At 46.3% G+C, this 20,273-nt stretch carries 3 protein-coding genes, 9 rRNA genes and 1 pseudogene; 11 read left to right on the forward strand and 2 right to left on the reverse strand.

From position 1 onward, the window contains the following. Positions 1-114 precede the first annotated feature (114 nt). The 11 genes and pseudogenes from NSQ40_RS01445 (at position 115) to rrf (NSQ40_RS01495) (ending at position 18,161) form a co-directional block, all read left to right on the forward strand. Positions 115-1,666 (forward strand): 16S ribosomal RNA (locus NSQ40_RS01445). Positions 1,667-1,812: 146 nt separating this feature from the next. Further along, positions 1,813-4,734 (forward strand): 23S ribosomal RNA (locus NSQ40_RS01450). Between the two features lie 50 nt (positions 4,735-4,784). Continuing rightward, a 5S ribosomal RNA gene (gene rrf, locus NSQ40_RS01455) occupies positions 4,785-4,900 on the forward strand. 686 nt (positions 4,901-5,586) lie between these two features. Then, positions 5,587-6,576 (forward strand): annotated as a pseudogene (locus NSQ40_RS01460) (alpha/beta hydrolase). A 311-nt stretch (positions 6,577-6,887) separates the two neighbouring features. Continuing rightward, positions 6,888-8,439, forward strand: a 16S ribosomal RNA gene (locus NSQ40_RS01465). A 146-nt stretch (positions 8,440-8,585) separates the two neighbouring features. Beyond that, positions 8,586-11,507 (forward strand): 23S ribosomal RNA (locus NSQ40_RS01470). A 50-nt stretch (positions 11,508-11,557) separates the two neighbouring features. Then, positions 11,558-11,673 (forward strand): 5S ribosomal RNA (gene rrf / locus NSQ40_RS01475). A 151-nt stretch (positions 11,674-11,824) separates the two neighbouring features. Then, complete coding sequence (locus tag NSQ40_RS01480) at positions 11,825-12,712, forward strand: DMT family transporter (protein WP_003202696.1); 888 nt, start codon at positions 11,825-11,827, stop codon at positions 12,710-12,712. Between the two features lie 663 nt (positions 12,713-13,375). After that, positions 13,376-14,927, forward strand: a 16S ribosomal RNA gene (locus tag NSQ40_RS01485). A 146-nt stretch (positions 14,928-15,073) separates the two neighbouring features. After that, positions 15,074-17,995, forward strand: a 23S ribosomal RNA gene (locus NSQ40_RS01490). Between the two features lie 50 nt (positions 17,996-18,045). After that, positions 18,046-18,161 (forward strand): 5S ribosomal RNA (gene rrf / locus NSQ40_RS01495). The 16S, 23S and 5S rRNA genes sit together here, the layout of an rRNA operon. Positions 18,162-18,687: 526 nt before the next feature. On the opposite strand, the gene NSQ40_RS01500 is transcribed toward rrf (NSQ40_RS01495), so the two are convergent. Together NSQ40_RS01500 and bacA are read right to left on the reverse strand one after the other, a co-directional pair. Then, positions 18,688-19,134, reverse strand: coding sequence for an ASCH domain-containing protein (locus NSQ40_RS01500; protein WP_170957110.1), 447 nt, complete (start codon positions 19,132-19,134; stop codon positions 18,688-18,690). A gap of 335 nt (positions 19,135-19,469) precedes the next feature. After that, positions 19,470-20,267 (reverse strand): undecaprenyl-diphosphate phosphatase, encoded by a 798-nt coding sequence (gene bacA, locus NSQ40_RS01505; RefSeq protein ID WP_003194571.1) that lies wholly within the window; start codon positions 20,265-20,267, stop codon positions 19,470-19,472. Positions 20,268-20,273: the final 6 nt, after the last annotated feature.

Raw genomic sequence — 20,273 nt, forward strand, 5'->3', positions numbered from 1 at the left:
GAAAGTGTTAGCATAAGGGAGTCGCGAATGAGCGGCAAACAAGTTCTTTGAAAACTGAACGAAACAAACAACGTGAAACGTCAATTTTTATTTTAGATGCTAGACAAACTAACTTTATTGGAGAGTTTGATCCTGGCTCAGGATGAACGCTGGCGGCGTGCCTAATACATGCAAGTCGAGCGAATGGATTAAGAGCTTGCTCTTATGAAGTTAGCGGCGGACGGGTGAGTAACACGTGGGTAACCTGCCCATAAGACTGGGATAACTCCGGGAAACCGGGGCTAATACCGGATAACATTTTGCACCGCATGGTGCGAAATTCAAAGGCGGCTTCGGCTGTCACTTATGGATGGACCCGCGTCGCATTAGCTAGTTGGTGAGGTAACGGCTCACCAAGGCAACGATGCGTAGCCGACCTGAGAGGGTGATCGGCCACACTGGGACTGAGACACGGCCCAGACTCCTACGGGAGGCAGCAGTAGGGAATCTTCCGCAATGGACGAAAGTCTGACGGAGCAACGCCGCGTGAGTGATGAAGGCTTTCGGGTCGTAAAACTCTGTTGTTAGGGAAGAACAAGTGCTAGTTGAATAAGCTGGCACCTTGACGGTACCTAACCAGAAAGCCACGGCTAACTACGTGCCAGCAGCCGCGGTAATACGTAGGTGGCAAGCGTTATCCGGAATTATTGGGCGTAAAGCGCGCGCAGGTGGTTTCTTAAGTCTGATGTGAAAGCCCACGGCTCAACCGTGGAGGGTCATTGGAAACTGGGAGACTTGAGTGCAGAAGAGGAAAGTGGAATTCCATGTGTAGCGGTGAAATGCGTAGAGATATGGAGGAACACCAGTGGCGAAGGCGACTTTCTGGTCTGTAACTGACACTGAGGCGCGAAAGCGTGGGGAGCAAACAGGATTAGATACCCTGGTAGTCCACGCCGTAAACGATGAGTGCTAAGTGTTAGAGGGTTTCCGCCCTTTAGTGCTGAAGTTAACGCATTAAGCACTCCGCCTGGGGAGTACGGCCGCAAGGCTGAAACTCAAAGGAATTGACGGGGGCCCGCACAAGCGGTGGAGCATGTGGTTTAATTCGAAGCAACGCGAAGAACCTTACCAGGTCTTGACATCCTCTGACAACCCTAGAGATAGGGCTTCCCCTTCGGGGGCAGAGTGACAGGTGGTGCATGGTTGTCGTCAGCTCGTGTCGTGAGATGTTGGGTTAAGTCCCGCAACGAGCGCAACCCTTGATCTTAGTTGCCATCATTAAGTTGGGCACTCTAAGGTGACTGCCGGTGACAAACCGGAGGAAGGTGGGGATGACGTCAAATCATCATGCCCCTTATGACCTGGGCTACACACGTGCTACAATGGACGGTACAAAGAGCTGCAAGACCGCGAGGTGGAGCTAATCTCATAAAACCGTTCTCAGTTCGGATTGTAGGCTGCAACTCGCCTACATGAAGCTGGAATCGCTAGTAATCGCGGATCAGCATGCCGCGGTGAATACGTTCCCGGGCCTTGTACACACCGCCCGTCACACCACGAGAGTTTGTAACACCCGAAGTCGGTGGGGTAACCTTTTTGGAGCCAGCCGCCTAAGGTGGGACAGATGATTGGGGTGAAGTCGTAACAAGGTAGCCGTATCGGAAGGTGCGGCTGGATCACCTCCTTTCTATGGAGAATTGATGAACGCTGTTCATCAATATAAGTTTCCGTGTTTCGTTTTGTTCAGTTTTGAGAGAACTATCTCTCAGAAATAAATGTATGTTCTTTGAAAACTAGATAACAGTGTAGCTCATATTTTTTTAATTTTAGTTTGGTTAAGTTAGAAAGGGCGCACGGTGGATGCCTTGACACTAGGAGTCGATGAAGGACGGGACTAACGCCGATATGCTTCGGGGAGCTGTAAGTAAGCTTTGATCCGAAGATTTCCGAATGGGGAAACCCACCATACGTAATGGTATGGTATCCTTACCTGAATACATAGGGTAAGGAAGACAGACCCAGGGAACTGAAACATCTAAGTACCTGGAGGAAGAGAAAGCAAATGCGATTTCCTGAGTAGCGGCGAGCGAAACGGAATCTAGCCCAAACCAAGAGGCTTGCCTCTTGGGGTTGTAGGACATTCTATACGGAGTTACAAAGGAACGAGGTAGACGAAGCAGCCTGGAAAGGCTCGTCACAGAGGGTAACAACCCCGTAGTCGAAACTTCGTTCTCTCTTGAATGTATCCTGAGTACGGCGGAACACGTGAAATTCCGTCGGAATCTGGGAGGACCATCTCCCAAGGCTAAATACTACCTAGTGATCGATAGTGAACCAGTACCGTGAGGGAAAGGTGAAAAGCACCCCGGAAGGGGAGTGAAAGAGATCCTGAAACCGTGTGCCTACAAATAGTCAGAGCCCGTTAATGGGTGATGGCGTGCCTTTTGTAGAATGAACCGGCGAGTTACGATCCCGTGCGAGGTTAAGCTGAAGAGGCGGAGCCGTAGCGAAAGCGAGTCTGAATAGGGCGTTTAGTACGTGGTCGTAGACCCGAAACCAGGTGATCTACCCATGTCCAGGGTGAAGTTCAGGTAACACTGAATGGAGGCCCGAACCCACGCACGTTGAAAAGTGCGGGGATGAGGTGTGGGTAGCGGAGAAATTCCAATCGAACCTGGAGATAGCTGGTTCTCCCCGAAATAGCTTTAGGGCTAGCCTTAAGTGTAAGAGTCTTGGAGGTAGAGCACTGATTGAACTAGGGGTCCTCATCGGATTACCGAATTCAGTCAAACTCCGAATGCCAATGACTTATCCTTAGGAGTCAGACTGCGAGTGATAAGATCCGTAGTCAAGAGGGAAACAGCCCAGATCGCCAGCTAAGGTCCCAAAGTGTGTATTAAGTGGAAAAGGATGTGGAGTTGCTTAGACAACTAGGATGTTGGCTTAGAAGCAGCCACCATTTAAAGAGTGCGTAATAGCTCACTAGTCGAGTGACTCTGCGCCGAAAATGTACCGGGGCTAAATACACCACCGAAGCTGCGAATTGATACCTATGGTATCAGTGGTAGGGGAGCGTTCTAAGGGCAGTGAAGTCAGACCGTAAGGACTGGTGGAGCGCTTAGAAGTGAGAATGCCGGTATGAGTAGCGAAAGACGGGTGAGAATCCCGTCCACCGAATGCCTAAGGTTTCCTGAGGAAGGCTCGTCCGCTCAGGGTTAGTCAGGACCTAAGCCGAGGCCGACAGGCGTAGGCGATGGACAACAGGTTGATATTCCTGTACCACCTCTTTATCGTTTGAGCAATGGAGGGACGCAGAAGGATAGAAGAAGCGTGCGATTGGTTGTGCACGTCCAAGCAGTTAGGCTGATAAGTAGGCAAATCCGCTTATCGTGAAGGCTGAGCTGTGATGGGGAAGCTCCTTATGGAGCGAAGTCTTTGATTCCCCGCTGCCAAGAAAAGCTTCTAGCGAGATAAAAGGTGCCTGTACCGCAAACCGACACAGGTAGGCGAGGAGAGAATCCTAAGGTGTGCGAGAGAACTCTGGTTAAGGAACTCGGCAAAATGACCCCGTAACTTCGGGAGAAGGGGTGCTTTCTTAACGGAAAGCCGCAGTGAATAGGCCCAAGCGACTGTTTAGCAAAAACACAGGTCTCTGCGAAGCCGTAAGGCGAAGTATAGGGGCTGACACCTGCCCGGTGCTGGAAGGTTAAGGAGAGGGGTTAGCGTAAGCGAAGCTCTGAACTGAAGCCCCAGTAAACGGCGGCCGTAACTATAACGGTCCTAAGGTAGCGAAATTCCTTGTCGGGTAAGTTCCGACCCGCACGAAAGGTGTAACGATTTGGGCACTGTCTCAACCAGAGACTCGGTGAAATTATAGTACCTGTGAAGATGCAGGTTACCCGCGACAGGACGGAAAGACCCCGTGGAGCTTTACTGTAGCCTGATATTGAATTTTGGTACAGTTTGTACAGGATAGGCGGGAGCCTTTGAAGCCGGAGCGCTAGCTTCGGTGGAGGCGCTGGTGGGATACCGCCCTGACTGTATTGAAATTCTAACCTACGGGTCTTATCGACCCGGGAGACAGTGTCAGGTGGGCAGTTTGACTGGGGCGGTCGCCTCCTAAAGTGTAACGGAGGCGCCCAAAGGTTCCCTCAGAATGGTTGGAAATCATTCGTAGAGTGCAAAGGCATAAGGGAGCTTGACTGCGAGACCTACAAGTCGAGCAGGGACGAAAGTCGGGCTTAGTGATCCGGTGGTTCCGCATGGAAGGGCCATCGCTCAACGGATAAAAGCTACCCCGGGGATAACAGGCTTATCTCCCCCAAGAGTCCACATCGACGGGGAGGTTTGGCACCTCGATGTCGGCTCATCGCATCCTGGGGCTGTAGTCGGTCCCAAGGGTTGGGCTGTTCGCCCATTAAAGCGGTACGCGAGCTGGGTTCAGAACGTCGTGAGACAGTTCGGTCCCTATCCGTCGTGGGCGTAGGAAATTTGAGAGGAGCTGTCCTTAGTACGAGAGGACCGGGATGGACGCACCGCTGGTGTACCAGTTGTTCTGCCAAGGGCATAGCTGGGTAGCTATGTGCGGAAGGGATAAGTGCTGAAAGCATCTAAGCATGAAGCCCCCCTCAAGATGAGATTTCCCATAGCGTAAGCTAGTAAGATCCCTGAAAGATGATCAGGTTGATAGGTTCGAGGTGGAAGCATGGTGACATGTGGAGCTGACGAATACTAATAGATCGAGGACTTAACCATATAATATGAAGCAAATGTTATCTAGTTTTGAAGGAATATGCCTTCAATAGTTTGGTGATGATGGCAGAGAGGTCACACCCGTTCCCATACCGAACACGGAAGTTAAGCTCTCTAGCGCCGATGGTAGTTGGGACCTTGTCCCTGTGAGAGTAGGACGTCGCCAAGCAACCTTAGACGAGTCAGAATGACTCGTCTTTTTTGTGTTTTTAGCTTATTGAAGATCTTTAATAAAATTTTTCGAAATGTAATGTGCATATTGCACAGTATGTGAACCTTATTGAGCCTCTAAAAGAAATTTCCAATGCTAAGTAGCTTTGTTGAATTCGTTCTTCTCATATAATAAGATGTCTTCTTTAAGATTTTTATAGATATCTAATAGATCGTCTGGTAGAGTACAATAAATAGACTCTTCTAGGGTATAAGGTTCAAATGTTTTCCGTTATAATTCAAATTCATTAAAAATAATCTGTAGTATTTGGATTTCAAAGTTTCCTAATGTTGTATCTATAATAGATTCAATATTAGGAAACTATAACGAATAGGCATATGGATTCATTAGAAAAGAAAGAAGTCGAACTAGTTATATAATAGGGCGATTAAAACATAATATTGTTTTCCTTAACAAAATATTCATAGTGACTATTTTGTTAAGGAAAGTTTGTTACTTGCGCATTACTATGAATAGTTTTTTCTTTGTTATTCGCTTCTTTTTCTCGATTGTAAATTTTAAGGAGACTTACTATTCTAGATTAGTAAAAATCTTGATGAAGTATGAGGGCATTATATTCGAATTTGATATAATGTAATATAAGGTATTTTTAAAATATACATCGTAGAGAAAGGATTCAAAGAATGAAGAAAATAAGTATTGTTACAATAGTAGTTTTACTCCTCCTAGTTATTGCGTATATGCTAGTTGGGAACTACTTTTATAACTATGCGCTAAATGCGAAATAAGAAAAAGAATTTTTAGAGGGAAACCCTCATTTAAAGAAAACCGTAACTGTATCGGGTAACGTAGTAGCCACTGATGAAATGAAAAATACAGAATTCTTATCAAAACATCAACCAAGTACGACGCCTATACGTTCTTTTGATAATTTGAAACTAACTGGCTATGAATATCGTAATCGGGAATCTAGTCATAAATGGTCAATCGTGGTTCACGGATATAATGGAAGGGCCTCGGAAATGACAAAATACATTCGCCATTTTTATGAAAAGGGTTATAGTGTAGTAGCACCTGATCTTCGTGGTCATGGCAATAGTCAAGGTGATTATATTGGTATGGGATGGCATGATCGTAAGGATGTTACGCAGTGGATTCAGTATGTATTAAAGAAAGATCCGCAGGCGGAAATAGCTCTGTTCGGTATTTCTATGGGAGGCGCAACTGTTATGATGACTTCCGGAGAAGAGTTACCTGCCAATGTTAAGGTTATTATTGAAGATTGTGGTTATTCGTCTGTTATAGATGAATTCACGTATCAATTAAAAGATCTATTTCATTTACCAAAATTCCCTGTTATGAATGCGGCGAATACAATTACAAAACTCCGTGCTGGTTATGACTTGAATGAGGGATCGGCCGTCAAGCAAGTTGCAAAAAGTAAAACTCCGATGTTGTTTATCCATGGAGATGCAGATACATTTGTTCCTTTTGAAATGTTGGATGAAGTGTATAATGCTACAAAGGTGGAAAAAGAGAAATTGATTGTGCCAGGTGCAGGTCATGGAGAAGCTGAAAAAATAGATTCGGAGAAATATTGGAATACTGTATGGGGATACATTGATTGTAGCTTGAATAGGGAGCCTTCCTATCTAAATGTTATGCGTGGATAAGTGATGGTTAAATTTAAGTGAGGATAAAGAAATCTAACGGATTAAAGCCTTATCTTCTATATTTAATGGGGAATTTGAATTGTATTTTAAAAAGGTATTGCTTTTATAATGATAAGTGTGTAATATATTAGAAGTCGCCGATGCAACAACGCAGAATGCGACAAACGAAATAAAAAACTTAGTTGACATTGAAACATGAAAGTGTTAACATAAGGAAGTCGCAAATGAGCGGCAAACAAGTTCTTTGAAAACTGAACGAAACAAACAACGTGAAACGTCAATTTTTATTTTAGATGCTAGACAAACTAACTTTATTGGAGAGTTTGATCCTGGCTCAGGATGAACGCTGGCGGCGTGCCTAATACATGCAAGTCGAGCGAATGGATTAAGAGCTTGCTCTTATGAAGTTAGCGGCGGACGGGTGAGTAACACGTGGGTAACCTGCCCATAAGACTGGGATAACTCCGGGAAACCGGGGCTAATACCGGATAACATTTTGCACCGCATGGTGCGAAATTCAAAGGCGGCTTCGGCTGTCACTTATGGATGGACCCGCGTCGCATTAGCTAGTTGGTGAGGTAACGGCTCACCAAGGCAACGATGCGTAGCCGACCTGAGAGGGTGATCGGCCACACTGGGACTGAGACACGGCCCAGACTCCTACGGGAGGCAGCAGTAGGGAATCTTCCGCAATGGACGAAAGTCTGACGGAGCAACGCCGCGTGAGTGATGAAGGCTTTCGGGTCGTAAAACTCTGTTGTTAGGGAAGAACAAGTGCTAGTTGAATAAGCTGGCACCTTGACGGTACCTAACCAGAAAGCCACGGCTAACTACGTGCCAGCAGCCGCGGTAATACGTAGGTGGCAAGCGTTATCCGGAATTATTGGGCGTAAAGCGCGCGCAGGTGGTTTCTTAAGTCTGATGTGAAAGCCCACGGCTCAACCGTGGAGGGTCATTGGAAACTGGGAGACTTGAGTGCAGAAGAGGAAAGTGGAATTCCATGTGTAGCGGTGAAATGCGTAGAGATATGGAGGAACACCAGTGGCGAAGGCGACTTTCTGGTCTGTAACTGACACTGAGGCGCGAAAGCGTGGGGAGCAAACAGGATTAGATACCCTGGTAGTCCACGCCGTAAACGATGAGTGCTAAGTGTTAGAGGGTTTCCGCCCTTTAGTGCTGAAGTTAACGCATTAAGCACTCCGCCTGGGGAGTACGGCCGCAAGGCTGAAACTCAAAGGAATTGACGGGGGCCCGCACAAGCGGTGGAGCATGTGGTTTAATTCGAAGCAACGCGAAGAACCTTACCAGGTCTTGACATCCTCTGACAACCCTAGAGATAGGGCTTCCCCTTCGGGGGCAGAGTGACAGGTGGTGCATGGTTGTCGTCAGCTCGTGTCGTGAGATGTTGGGTTAAGTCCCGCAACGAGCGCAACCCTTGATCTTAGTTGCCATCATTAAGTTGGGCACTCTAAGGTGACTGCCGGTGACAAACCGGAGGAAGGTGGGGATGACGTCAAATCATCATGCCCCTTATGACCTGGGCTACACACGTGCTACAATGGACGGTACAAAGAGCTGCAAGACCGCGAGGTGGAGCTAATCTCATAAAACCGTTCTCAGTTCGGATTGTAGGCTGCAACTCGCCTACATGAAGCTGGAATCGCTAGTAATCGCGGATCAGCATGCCGCGGTGAATACGTTCCCGGGCCTTGTACACACCGCCCGTCACACCACGAGAGTTTGTAACACCCGAAGTCGGTGGGGTAACCTTTTTGGAGCCAGCCGCCTAAGGTGGGACAGATGATTGGGGTGAAGTCGTAACAAGGTAGCCGTATCGGAAGGTGCGGCTGGATCACCTCCTTTCTATGGAGAATTGATGAACGCTGTTCATCAATATAAGTTTCCGTGTTTCGTTTTGTTCAGTTTTGAGAGAACTATCTCTCAGAAATAAATGTATGTTCTTTGAAAACTAGATAACAGTGTAGCTCATATTTTTTTAATTTTAGTTTGGTTAAGTTAGAAAGGGCGCACGGTGGATGCCTTGACACTAGGAGTCGATGAAGGACGGGACTAACGCCGATATGCTTCGGGGAGCTGTAAGTAAGCTTTGATCCGAAGATTTCCGAATGGGGAAACCCACCATACGTAATGGTATGGTATCCTTACCTGAATACATAGGGTAAGGAAGACAGACCCAGGGAACTGAAACATCTAAGTACCTGGAGGAAGAGAAAGCAAATGCGATTTCCTGAGTAGCGGCGAGCGAAACGGAATCTAGCCCAAACCAAGAGGCTTGCCTCTTGGGGTTGTAGGACATTCTATACGGAGTTACAAAGGAACGAGGTAGACGAAGCAGCCTGGAAAGGCTCGTCACAGAGGGTAACAACCCCGTAGTCGAAACTTCGTTCTCTCTTGAATGTATCCTGAGTACGGCGGAACACGTGAAATTCCGTCGGAATCTGGGAGGACCATCTCCCAAGGCTAAATACTACCTAGTGATCGATAGTGAACCAGTACCGTGAGGGAAAGGTGAAAAGCACCCCGGAAGGGGAGTGAAAGAGATCCTGAAACCGTGTGCCTACAAATAGTCAGAGCCCGTTAATGGGTGATGGCGTGCCTTTTGTAGAATGAACCGGCGAGTTACGATCCCGTGCGAGGTTAAGCTGAAGAGGCGGAGCCGTAGCGAAAGCGAGTCTGAATAGGGCGTTTAGTACGTGGTCGTAGACCCGAAACCAGGTGATCTACCCATGTCCAGGGTGAAGTTCAGGTAACACTGAATGGAGGCCCGAACCCACGCACGTTGAAAAGTGCGGGGATGAGGTGTGGGTAGCGGAGAAATTCCAATCGAACCTGGAGATAGCTGGTTCTCCCCGAAATAGCTTTAGGGCTAGCCTTAAGTGTAAGAGTCTTGGAGGTAGAGCACTGATTGAACTAGGGGTCCTCATCGGATTACCGAATTCAGTCAAACTCCGAATGCCAATGACTTATCCTTAGGAGTCAGACTGCGAGTGATAAGATCCGTAGTCAAGAGGGAAACAGCCCAGATCGCCAGCTAAGGTCCCAAAGTGTGTATTAAGTGGAAAAGGATGTGGAGTTGCTTAGACAACTAGGATGTTGGCTTAGAAGCAGCCACCATTTAAAGAGTGCGTAATAGCTCACTAGTCGAGTGACTCTGCGCCGAAAATGTACCGGGGCTAAATACACCACCGAAGCTGCGAATTGATACCTATGGTATCAGTGGTAGGGGAGCGTTCTAAGGGCAGTGAAGTCAGACCGTAAGGACTGGTGGAGCGCTTAGAAGTGAGAATGCCGGTATGAGTAGCGAAAGACGGGTGAGAATCCCGTCCACCGAATGCCTAAGGTTTCCTGAGGAAGGCTCGTCCGCTCAGGGTTAGTCAGGACCTAAGCCGAGGCCGACAGGCGTAGGCGATGGACAACAGGTTGATATTCCTGTACCACCTCTTTATCGTTTGAGCAATGGAGGGACGCAGAAGGATAGAAGAAGCGTGCGATTGGTTGTGCACGTCCAAGCAGTTAGGCTGATAAGTAGGCAAATCCGCTTATCGTGAAGGCTGAGCTGTGATGGGGAAGCTCCTTATGGAGCGAAGTCTTTGATTCCCCGCTGCCAAGAAAAGCTTCTAGCGAGATAAAAGGTGCCTGTACCGCAAACCGACACAGGTAGGCGAGGAGAGAATCCTAAGGTGTGCGAGAGAACTCTGGTTAAGGAACTCGGCAAAATGACCCCGTAACTTCGGGAGAAGGGGTGCTTTCTTAACGGAAAGCCGCAGTGAATAGGCCCAAGCGACTGTTTAGCAAAAACACAGGTCTCTGCGAAGCCGTAAGGCGAAGTATAGGGGCTGACACCTGCCCGGTGCTGGAAGGTTAAGGAGAGGGGTTAGCGTAAGCGAAGCTCTGAACTGAAGCCCCAGTAAACGGCGGCCGTAACTATAACGGTCCTAAGGTAGCGAAATTCCTTGTCGGGTAAGTTCCGACCCGCACGAAAGGTGTAACGATTTGGGCACTGTCTCAACCAGAGACTCGGTGAAATTATAGTACCTGTGAAGATGCAGGTTACCCGCGACAGGACGGAAAGACCCCGTGGAGCTTTACTGTAGCCTGATATTGAATTTTGGTACAGTTTGTACAGGATAGGCGGGAGCCTTTGAAGCCGGAGCGCTAGCTTCGGTGGAGGCGCTGGTGGGATACCGCCCTGACTGTATTGAAATTCTAACCTACGGGTCTTATCGACCCGGGAGACAGTGTCAGGTGGGCAGTTTGACTGGGGCGGTCGCCTCCTAAAGTGTAACGGAGGCGCCCAAAGGTTCCCTCAGAATGGTTGGAAATCATTCGTAGAGTGCAAAGGCATAAGGGAGCTTGACTGCGAGACCTACAAGTCGAGCAGGGACGAAAGTCGGGCTTAGTGATCCGGTGGTTCCGCATGGAAGGGCCATCGCTCAACGGATAAAAGCTACCCCGGGGATAACAGGCTTATCTCCCCCAAGAGTCCACATCGACGGGGAGGTTTGGCACCTCGATGTCGGCTCATCGCATCCTGGGGCTGTAGTCGGTCCCAAGGGTTGGGCTGTTCGCCCATTAAAGCGGTACGCGAGCTGGGTTCAGAACGTCGTGAGACAGTTCGGTCCCTATCCGTCGTGGGCGTAGGAAATTTGAGAGGAGCTGTCCTTAGTACGAGAGGACCGGGATGGACGCACCGCTGGTGTACCAGTTGTTCTGCCAAGGGCATAGCTGGGTAGCTATGTGCGGAAGGGATAAGTGCTGAAAGCATCTAAGCATGAAGCCCCCCTCAAGATGAGATTTCCCATAGCGTAAGCTAGTAAGATCCCTGAAAGATGATCAGGTTGATAGGTTCGAGGTGGAAGCATGGTGACATGTGGAGCTGACGAATACTAATAGATCGAGGACTTAACCATATAATATGAAGCAAATGTTATCTAGTTTTGAAGGAATATGCCTTCAATAGTTTGGTGATGATGGCAGAGAGGTCACACCCGTTCCCATACCGAACACGGAAGTTAAGCTCTCTAGCGCCGATGGTAGTTGGGACCTTGTCCCTGTGAGAGTAGGACGTCGCCAAGCAACCTTAGACGAGTCAGAATGACTCGTCTTTTTTGTGTTTTTACATAATAAGCGAGTGATCGAAGAAAAAATTCCAATGGGACTTTTATGTCTACATATGGTATGAAGAGACATATATGAAAAGGGGGAGAAAAGCATTAAAGGAATAAGTATGCTATTAATTGCGATTATACTATGGGGGATAGCAATTGCTCCGACAAAATGGGCGTTAGAGTCAATTCAGCCATTCACCCTATTATTTCTTCGTCTTTGCTTTGCTGGCGGGATATGTCTATTGTTTTCTTTTCAGCAGCTACGAAAAAGTATTGTTAATAGGGATGTTCCGTGGAAAAGGATAAGCGTATTATCTTTTACTGGTGTGGCGGGATATTTTATGTTTACCTCGTATGGGATTTCTTTAACAAGTGGATTACATGTTAGCATCATTGATGCTGCTTTGCCTTTAGTTACAATTATTTTCTCGGCACTGTTTTTAAAAGAAAAGATTCAGTTAAACTATTGGATTGGAATTATATTAGGTTTTATAGGAGTAATATGTATTACCATTCCATCTGGTAATGATAATCAAAGCGATTCTCTAGTTGGGGACATACTTATTTTATTAAGTACTTTTTTATTTGCTTTCTATACAATATTATTAAAAAGACCAAAACAAGAAAAGAATCTATCAAACGAAGTATTTACAACGTTAACATTAATCATAGGGGCAATCATTCTATTTCCCTTTGCAGTTATCGAAACTTTTTATTATGGTCTACCTCAAATAGAAACATGGAAGACAGGGCTTAGTTTTACATACCTTGTTGTTTGTGCAACAATCTTAGCTTATTGGTTTTGGAATAAGGCGCTAGAAAGAGTTTCGGCATCAGTAAGTGGGTTGTATTTAAATGCTTTACCACTTATAAGTATTATTGCTTCGGTTATTTTATTAAAAGAATCTTTAACATGGAAGATATTAATAGGAGGATGTCTAGTTTTATTTGGGGTTATCTGGGCGGATAAAGGTAAATTAAGTACTCTAATGAAATCCGTTGATTGACAAACCAAAGAAGATAGGAAGTAAAAAAACATATTAATGCCAGAATATGAAAGGGGGGATGCATCGAATGGCATGCCCTCTTTTTAATTGGTTTAGAGGAGCATACAGGAAGATTAGGGAACCCGTGTAATACAATACTGAATTATACATTTATATACTGTATTTATAATAATGAACAAAGGGATGATAATCCAAGGATGTTTGAAGTGAAATTATTTGATAAAAAACAAATTGCTAATGAAGTATTGCCATTCTTTTGACTCTGAAATAGAATGAAGGCTCCTTGAGTACGCATTTATAATATCTAGTAGGGATAAATAGTTTTACTTTTTTCTCTTTTGGGGGTACTGAGTCTATAGGAATGGAAAGGGTGTATGAATAAAAGATTAATAATCTGTGAGTGTTTATCTATAAAAGAGATAAAAAACAATTTTTTATATAAAAGTCATTGACTATTTCGATATACAGGTGTAATATTATACGAGTCGCCGATAGCAACAACACAAAACGCGACAAACGAAATAAAAAACTTAGTTGACATTGAAACATGAAAGTGTTAATATAAGGAAGTCGCAAATGAGCGGCAAACAAGTTCTTTGAAAACTGAACGAAACAAACAACGTGAAACGTCAATTTTTATTTTAGATGCTAGACAAACTAACTTTATTGGAGAGTTTGATCCTGGCTCAGGATGAACGCTGGCGGCGTGCCTAATACATGCAAGTCGAGCGAATGGATTAAGAGCTTGCTCTTATGAAGTTAGCGGCGGACGGGTGAGTAACACGTGGGTAACCTGCCCATAAGACTGGGATAACTCCGGGAAACCGGGGCTAATACCGGATAACATTTTGCACCGCATGGTGCGAAATTCAAAGGCGGCTTCGGCTGTCACTTATGGATGGACCCGCGTCGCATTAGCTAGTTGGTGAGGTAACGGCTCACCAAGGCAACGATGCGTAGCCGACCTGAGAGGGTGATCGGCCACACTGGGACTGAGACACGGCCCAGACTCCTACGGGAGGCAGCAGTAGGGAATCTTCCGCAATGGACGAAAGTCTGACGGAGCAACGCCGCGTGAGTGATGAAGGCTTTCGGGTCGTAAAACTCTGTTGTTAGGGAAGAACAAGTGCTAGTTGAATAAGCTGGCACCTTGACGGTACCTAACCAGAAAGCCACGGCTAACTACGTGCCAGCAGCCGCGGTAATACGTAGGTGGCAAGCGTTATCCGGAATTATTGGGCGTAAAGCGCGCGCAGGTGGTTTCTTAAGTCTGATGTGAAAGCCCACGGCTCAACCGTGGAGGGTCATTGGAAACTGGGAGACTTGAGTGCAGAAGAGGAAAGTGGAATTCCATGTGTAGCGGTGAAATGCGTAGAGATATGGAGGAACACCAGTGGCGAAGGCGACTTTCTGGTCTGTAACTGACACTGAGGCGCGAAAGCGTGGGGAGCAAACAGGATTAGATACCCTGGTAGTCCACGCCGTAAACGATGAGTGCTAAGTGTTAGAGGGTTTCCGCCCTTTAGTGCTGAAGTTAACGCATTAAGCACTCCGCCTGGGGAGTACGGCCGCAAGGCTGAAACTCAAAGGAATTGACGGGGGCCCGCACAAGCGGTGGAGCATGTGGTTTAATTCGAAGCAACGCGAAGAACCTTACCAGGTCTTGACATCCTCTGACAACCCTAGAGATAGGGCTTCCCCTTCGGGGGCAGAGTGACAGGTGGTGCATGGTTGTCGTCAGCTCGTGTCGTGAGATGTTGGGTTAAGTCCCGCAACGAGCGCAACCCTTGATCTTAGTTGCCATCATTAAGTTGGGCACTCTAAGGTGACTGCCGGTGACAAACCGGAGGAAGGTGGGGATGACGTCAAATCATCATGCCCCTTATGACCTGGGCTACACACGTGCTACAATGGACGGTACAAAGAGCTGCAAGACCGCGAGGTGGAGCTAATCTCATAAAACCGTTCTCAGTTCGGATTGTAGGCTGCAACTCGCCTACATGAAGCTGGAATCGCTAGTAATCGCGGATCAGCATGCCGCGGTGAATACGTTCCCGGGCCTTGTACACACCGCCCGTCACACCACGAGAGTTTGTAACACCCGAAGTCGGTGGGGTAACCTTTTTGGAGCCAGCCGCCTAAGGTGGGACAGATGATTGGGGTGAAGTCGTAACAAGGTAGCCGTATCGGAAGGTGCGGCTGGATCACCTCCTTTCTATGGAGAATTGATGAACGCTGTTCATCAATATAAGTTTCCGTGTTTCGTTTTGTTCAGTTTTGAGAGAACTATCTCTCAGAAATAAATGTATGTTCTTTGAAAACTAGATAACAGTGTAGCTCATATTTTTTTAATTTTAGTTTGGTTAAGTTAGAAAGGGCGCACGGTGGATGCCTTGACACTAGGAGTCGATGAAGGACGGGACTAACGCCGATATGCTTCGGGGAGCTGTAAGTAAGCTTTGATCCGAAGATTTCCGAATGGGGAAACCCACCATACGTAATGGTATGGTATCCTTACCTGAATACATAGGGTAAGGAAGACAGACCCAGGGAACTGAAACATCTAAGTACCTGGAGGAAGAGAAAGCAAATGCGATTTCCTGAGTAGCGGCGAGCGAAACGGAATCTAGCCCAAACCAAGAGGCTTGCCTCTTGGGGTTGTAGGACATTCTATACGGAGTTACAAAGGAACGAGGTAGACGAAGCAGCCTGGAAAGGCTCGTCACAGAGGGTAACAACCCCGTAGTCGAAACTTCGTTCTCTCTTGAATGTATCCTGAGTACGGCGGAACACGTGAAATTCCGTCGGAATCTGGGAGGACCATCTCCCAAGGCTAAATACTACCTAGTGATCGATAGTGAACCAGTACCGTGAGGGAAAGGTGAAAAGCACCCCGGAAGGGGAGTGAAAGAGATCCTGAAACCGTGTGCCTACAAATAGTCAGAGCCCGTTAATGGGTGATGGCGTGCCTTTTGTAGAATGAACCGGCGAGTTACGATCCCGTGCGAGGTTAAGCTGAAGAGGCGGAGCCGTAGCGAAAGCGAGTCTGAATAGGGCGTTTAGTACGTGGTCGTAGACCCGAAACCAGGTGATCTACCCATGTCCAGGGTGAAGTTCAGGTAACACTGAATGGAGGCCCGAACCCACGCACGTTGAAAAGTGCGGGGATGAGGTGTGGGTAGCGGAGAAATTCCAATCGAACCTGGAGATAGCTGGTTCTCCCCGAAATAGCTTTAGGGCTAGCCTTAAGTGTAAGAGTCTTGGAGGTAGAGCACTGATTGAACTAGGGGTCCTCATCGGATTACCGAATTCAGTCAAACTCCGAATGCCAATGACTTATCCTTAGGAGTCAGACTGCGAGTGATAAGATCCGTAGTCAAGAGGGAAACAGCCCAGATCGCCAGCTAAGGTCCCAAAGTGTGTATTAAGTGGAAAAGGATGTGGAGTTGCTTAGACAACTAGGATGTTGGCTTAGAAGCAGCCACCATTTAAAGAGTGCGTAATAGCTCACTAGTCGAGTGACTCTGCGCCGAAAATGTACCGGGGCTAAATACACCACCGAAGCTGCGAATTGATACCTATGGTATCAGTGGTAGGGGAGCGTTCTAAGGGCAGTGAAGTCAGACCGTAAGGACTGGTGGAGCGCTTAGAAGTGAGAATGCCGGTATGAGTAGCGAAAGACGGGTGAGAATCCCGTCCACCGAATGCCTAAGGTTTCCTGAGGAAGGCTCGTCCGCTCAGGGTTAGTCAGGACCTAAGCCGAGGCCGACAGGCGTAGGCGATGGACAACAGGTTGATATTCCTGTACCACCTCTTTATCGTTTGAGCAATGGAGGGACGCAGAAGGATAGAAGAAGCGTGCGATTGGTTGTGCACGTCCAAGCAGTTAGGCTGATAAGTAGGCAAATCCGCTTATCGTGAAGGCTGAGCTGTGATGGGGAAGCTCCTTATGGAGCGAAGTCTTTGATTCCCCGCTGCCAAGAAAAGCTTCTAGCGAGATAAAAGGTGCCTGTACCGCAAACCGACACAGGTAGGCGAGGAGAGAATCCTAAGGTGTGCGAGAGAACTCTGGTTAAGGAACTCGGCAAAATGACCCCGTAACTTCGGGAGAAGGGGTGCTTTCTTAACGGAAAGCCGCAGTGAATAGGCCCAAGCGACTGTTTAGCAAAAACACAGGTCTCTGCGAAGCCGTAAGGCGAAGTATAGGGGCTGACACCTGCCCGGTGCTGGAAGGTTAAGGAGAGGGGTTAGCGTAAGCGAAGCTCTGAACTGAAGCCCCAGTAAACGGCGGCCGTAACTATAACGGTCCTAAGGTAGCGAAATTCCTTGTCGGGTAAGTTCCGACCCGCACGAAAGGTGTAACGATTTGGGCACTGTCTCAACCAGAGACTCGGTGAAATTATAGTACCTGTGAAGATGCAGGTTACCCGCGACAGGACGGAAAGACCCCGTGGAGCTTTACTGTAGCCTGATATTGAATTTTGGTACAGTTTGTACAGGATAGGCGGGAGCCTTTGAAGCCGGAGCGCTAGCTTCGGTGGAGGCGCTGGTGGGATACCGCCCTGACTGTATTGAAATTCTAACCTACGGGTCTTATCGACCCGGGAGACAGTGTCAGGTGGGCAGTTTGACTGGGGCGGTCGCCTCCTAAAGTGTAACGGAGGCGCCCAAAGGTTCCCTCAGAATGGTTGGAAATCATTCGTAGAGTGCAAAGGCATAAGGGAGCTTGACTGCGAGACCTACAAGTCGAGCAGGGACGAAAGTCGGGCTTAGTGATCCGGTGGTTCCGCATGGAAGGGCCATCGCTCAACGGATAAAAGCTACCCCGGGGATAACAGGCTTATCTCCCCCAAGAGTCCACATCGACGGGGAGGTTTGGCACCTCGATGTCGGCTCATCGCATCCTGGGGCTGTAGTCGGTCCCAAGGGTTGGGCTGTTCGCCCATTAAAGCGGTACGCGAGCTGGGTTCAGAACGTCGTGAGACAGTTCGGTCCCTATCCGTCGTGGGCGTAGGAAATTTGAGAGGAGCTGTCCTTAGTACGAGAGGACCGGGATGGACGCACCGCTGGTGTACCAGTTGTTCTGCCAAGGGCATAGCTGGGTAGCTATGTGCGGAAGGGATAAGTGCTGAAAGCATCTAAGCATGAAGCCCCCCTCAAGATGAGATTTCCCATAGCGTAAGCTAGTAAGATCCCTGAAAGATGATCAGGTTGATAGGTTCGAGGTGGAAGCATGGTGACATGTGGAGCTGACGAATACTAATAGATCGAGGACTTAACCATATAATATGAAGCAAATGTTATCTAGTTTTGAAGGAATATACCTTCAATAGTTTGGTGATGATGGCAGAGAGGTCACACCCGTTCCCATACCGAACACGGAAGTTAAGCTCTCTAGCGCCGATGGTAGTTGGGACCTTGTCCCTGTGAGAGTAGGACGTCGCCAAGCAAAAACCTAAGTCATTTCGACTTAGGTTTTTTTGTGGTTAATAACATAATACCTATTTCCGTATGCAAATAATTTTCCTCTATTCACTTTTAACATATCCTCAACTTTTATTTTTACTAAAGAGTACGGAGAAACGCCTCCAGTAAAAATAGATTTTAATTCTGAATGAAGGTACTCCACCAACTGGATATCCTGTATGTTCTAACACTTCTTGCTTGGGGGCTAACTGTGGCCTCTCAATATGTAATGTTTTACCTACTCTAGAAGTGCTTGCTCAGAATCATACAAATATTTTTGACGAATTGTTTTGGAGAAGCATTGATAGTTTGTGTAGCTTCCTCTACAGAATGACAAGTTTGTGAGATGCTCTGCAAAAATGTTTTGTATATGTAAGTATTGTTTATATTTTTTTGCAGTCCTTCATAAGACTTCTTTTCTCCAAGTTAGAGATAATAACATAAGCCCATCATCTATATGTATCTCTCGAATCATAGATGATGGGCTTGAGTGTGAATAGTAGCTATGTTTATCTTTTGATATCAATGAGTTTAAAACGCTCACAAACGAGTAACATGTCTTCAGAAAATTCACGTCCAATTTTGTGTAACTCTTCTGTGAAAAATTTTATATGTGCTTTTCTCCAGTAGTCATAAGTTCGATCACCTTCGCCTTCTGCAATGGCAAATTCTTCGGGCACTTCATTCATTGGTGTTACAGTTACTTCTATTGTTTTAATAATGGCTACAGGTTCATCATGGCTATTCAAGATAATACTATAATCATTTATTGCTGGAAGTGGCTCATTGTCTAGTTCATAGAAGATATGACCAGAGCATGTTGCTGTTTTTACGCTATCAATTACTAATTGAGCAAGATAGTCAGGAGATGCCCCGAACTGCCATGCACTGACAGATTTCGGTTTTTCGCTTTCCCCCCAATATTTATTCCAATATTTTTGCGCTAATTGGTTCATTTGTATCATTCACCTATTTCTCTATTGTATAGTTAAATACATAATTCCCTGCCATAAGGTTCTGTTCATCTATCTTTCCTATAAACCTCTATAATAATATTAAAGAATATTCGGAATAAAGAAGTCAAGCCATTTTAAACGACTACCTAAGTTTTCAAGATTAGATAATTTATTTCGAGTAATAAAACCAACGCTTTTTATGGAGAGTTTGTTTAACGTATCTTTTCGTCAAAATGAAGAAGGTACGTCTGTTAGGGTGGTATAATTGCAACTAACCGATTCTTCCATAGGAATATCGGTTAGTTGCTGTCTTTTTATAGGTGATCTTTCTATAGTTAGAGCAATACGAATATAGTAAATACAATAGCTAACAAAATGCGGTAATAGGCAAATGGCTTTAAACCGATTTTTGCTAGTAACTTTAAAAAAGTTACTACTGCTAACATTGCTACTACAAAAGAAGTAATAAATCCTACTGCAAACATGGGAAGATCATCTATACTTAAATACTCCCAACTTTTTAATAAGTCTAGACCCGTTGCGCCAACCATGACGGGAAGAGCAATAAGAAAAGAAAATTCTGATGCAGCGTTATAATTCACTTTTGCTAACAATCCTCCAGACATTGTGGATCCAGCTCTTGAAAAACCAGGATATACCGCTAAACATTGAAATAAACCAATTGTTAATGCTTGACGATATGTTAAATCGTCTAATGAATAAGCGGTGGCCTCAGTTTTTTTAACTTCTGCAAAAATCATAAGAAATGCTCCTGCTACAAGCCCAATAACGACAGTATATGGCTGAAATAAGTATGTTTTGATTACATCATGTAATAGTAAGCCAACAACTACAGCTGGGAATACACCTAGGAAAACATGTAGTGCATTAAATTTTTTCTCTTTCTGCAAGAGAGGCTTAATGTTACATAAGGAAACAAGTCGTTTATGATATAAAACAGCAATAGCTAAAATCGCTCCTAATTGTATAACGATCTCAAATGTTTTTGCTTTTTCTCCCTCAAAGCCTAATAAGTGTCCGACTAATATAAGATGCCCAGTAGAAGAGATAGGCAAGAATTCGGCCAGTCCTTCTACAATGCCAAGTATGAAGGCAATGATTGTATCGCTCATAATTTC

The organism is Bacillus sp. FSL K6-6038, assembly GCF_038050455.1.
Lineage (GTDB): Bacteria > Bacillota > Bacilli > Bacillales > Bacillaceae_G > Bacillus_A > Bacillus_A pseudomycoides.

Excerpts from the sequence above, each read along its gene's own strand:
- bacA (WP_003194571.1), bottom strand. The coding sequence starts at position 20,267 with ATGAGCGATACAATCATTGCCTTCATACTTGGCATTGTAGAAGGACTG.
- NSQ40_RS01500 (WP_170957110.1), bottom strand. The coding sequence starts at position 19,134 with ATGAACCAATTAGCGCAAAAATATTGGAATAAATATTGGGGGGAAAGC.
- NSQ40_RS01480 (WP_003202696.1), top strand. The coding sequence starts at position 11,825 with ATGCTATTAATTGCGATTATACTATGGGGGATAGCAATTGCTCCGACA.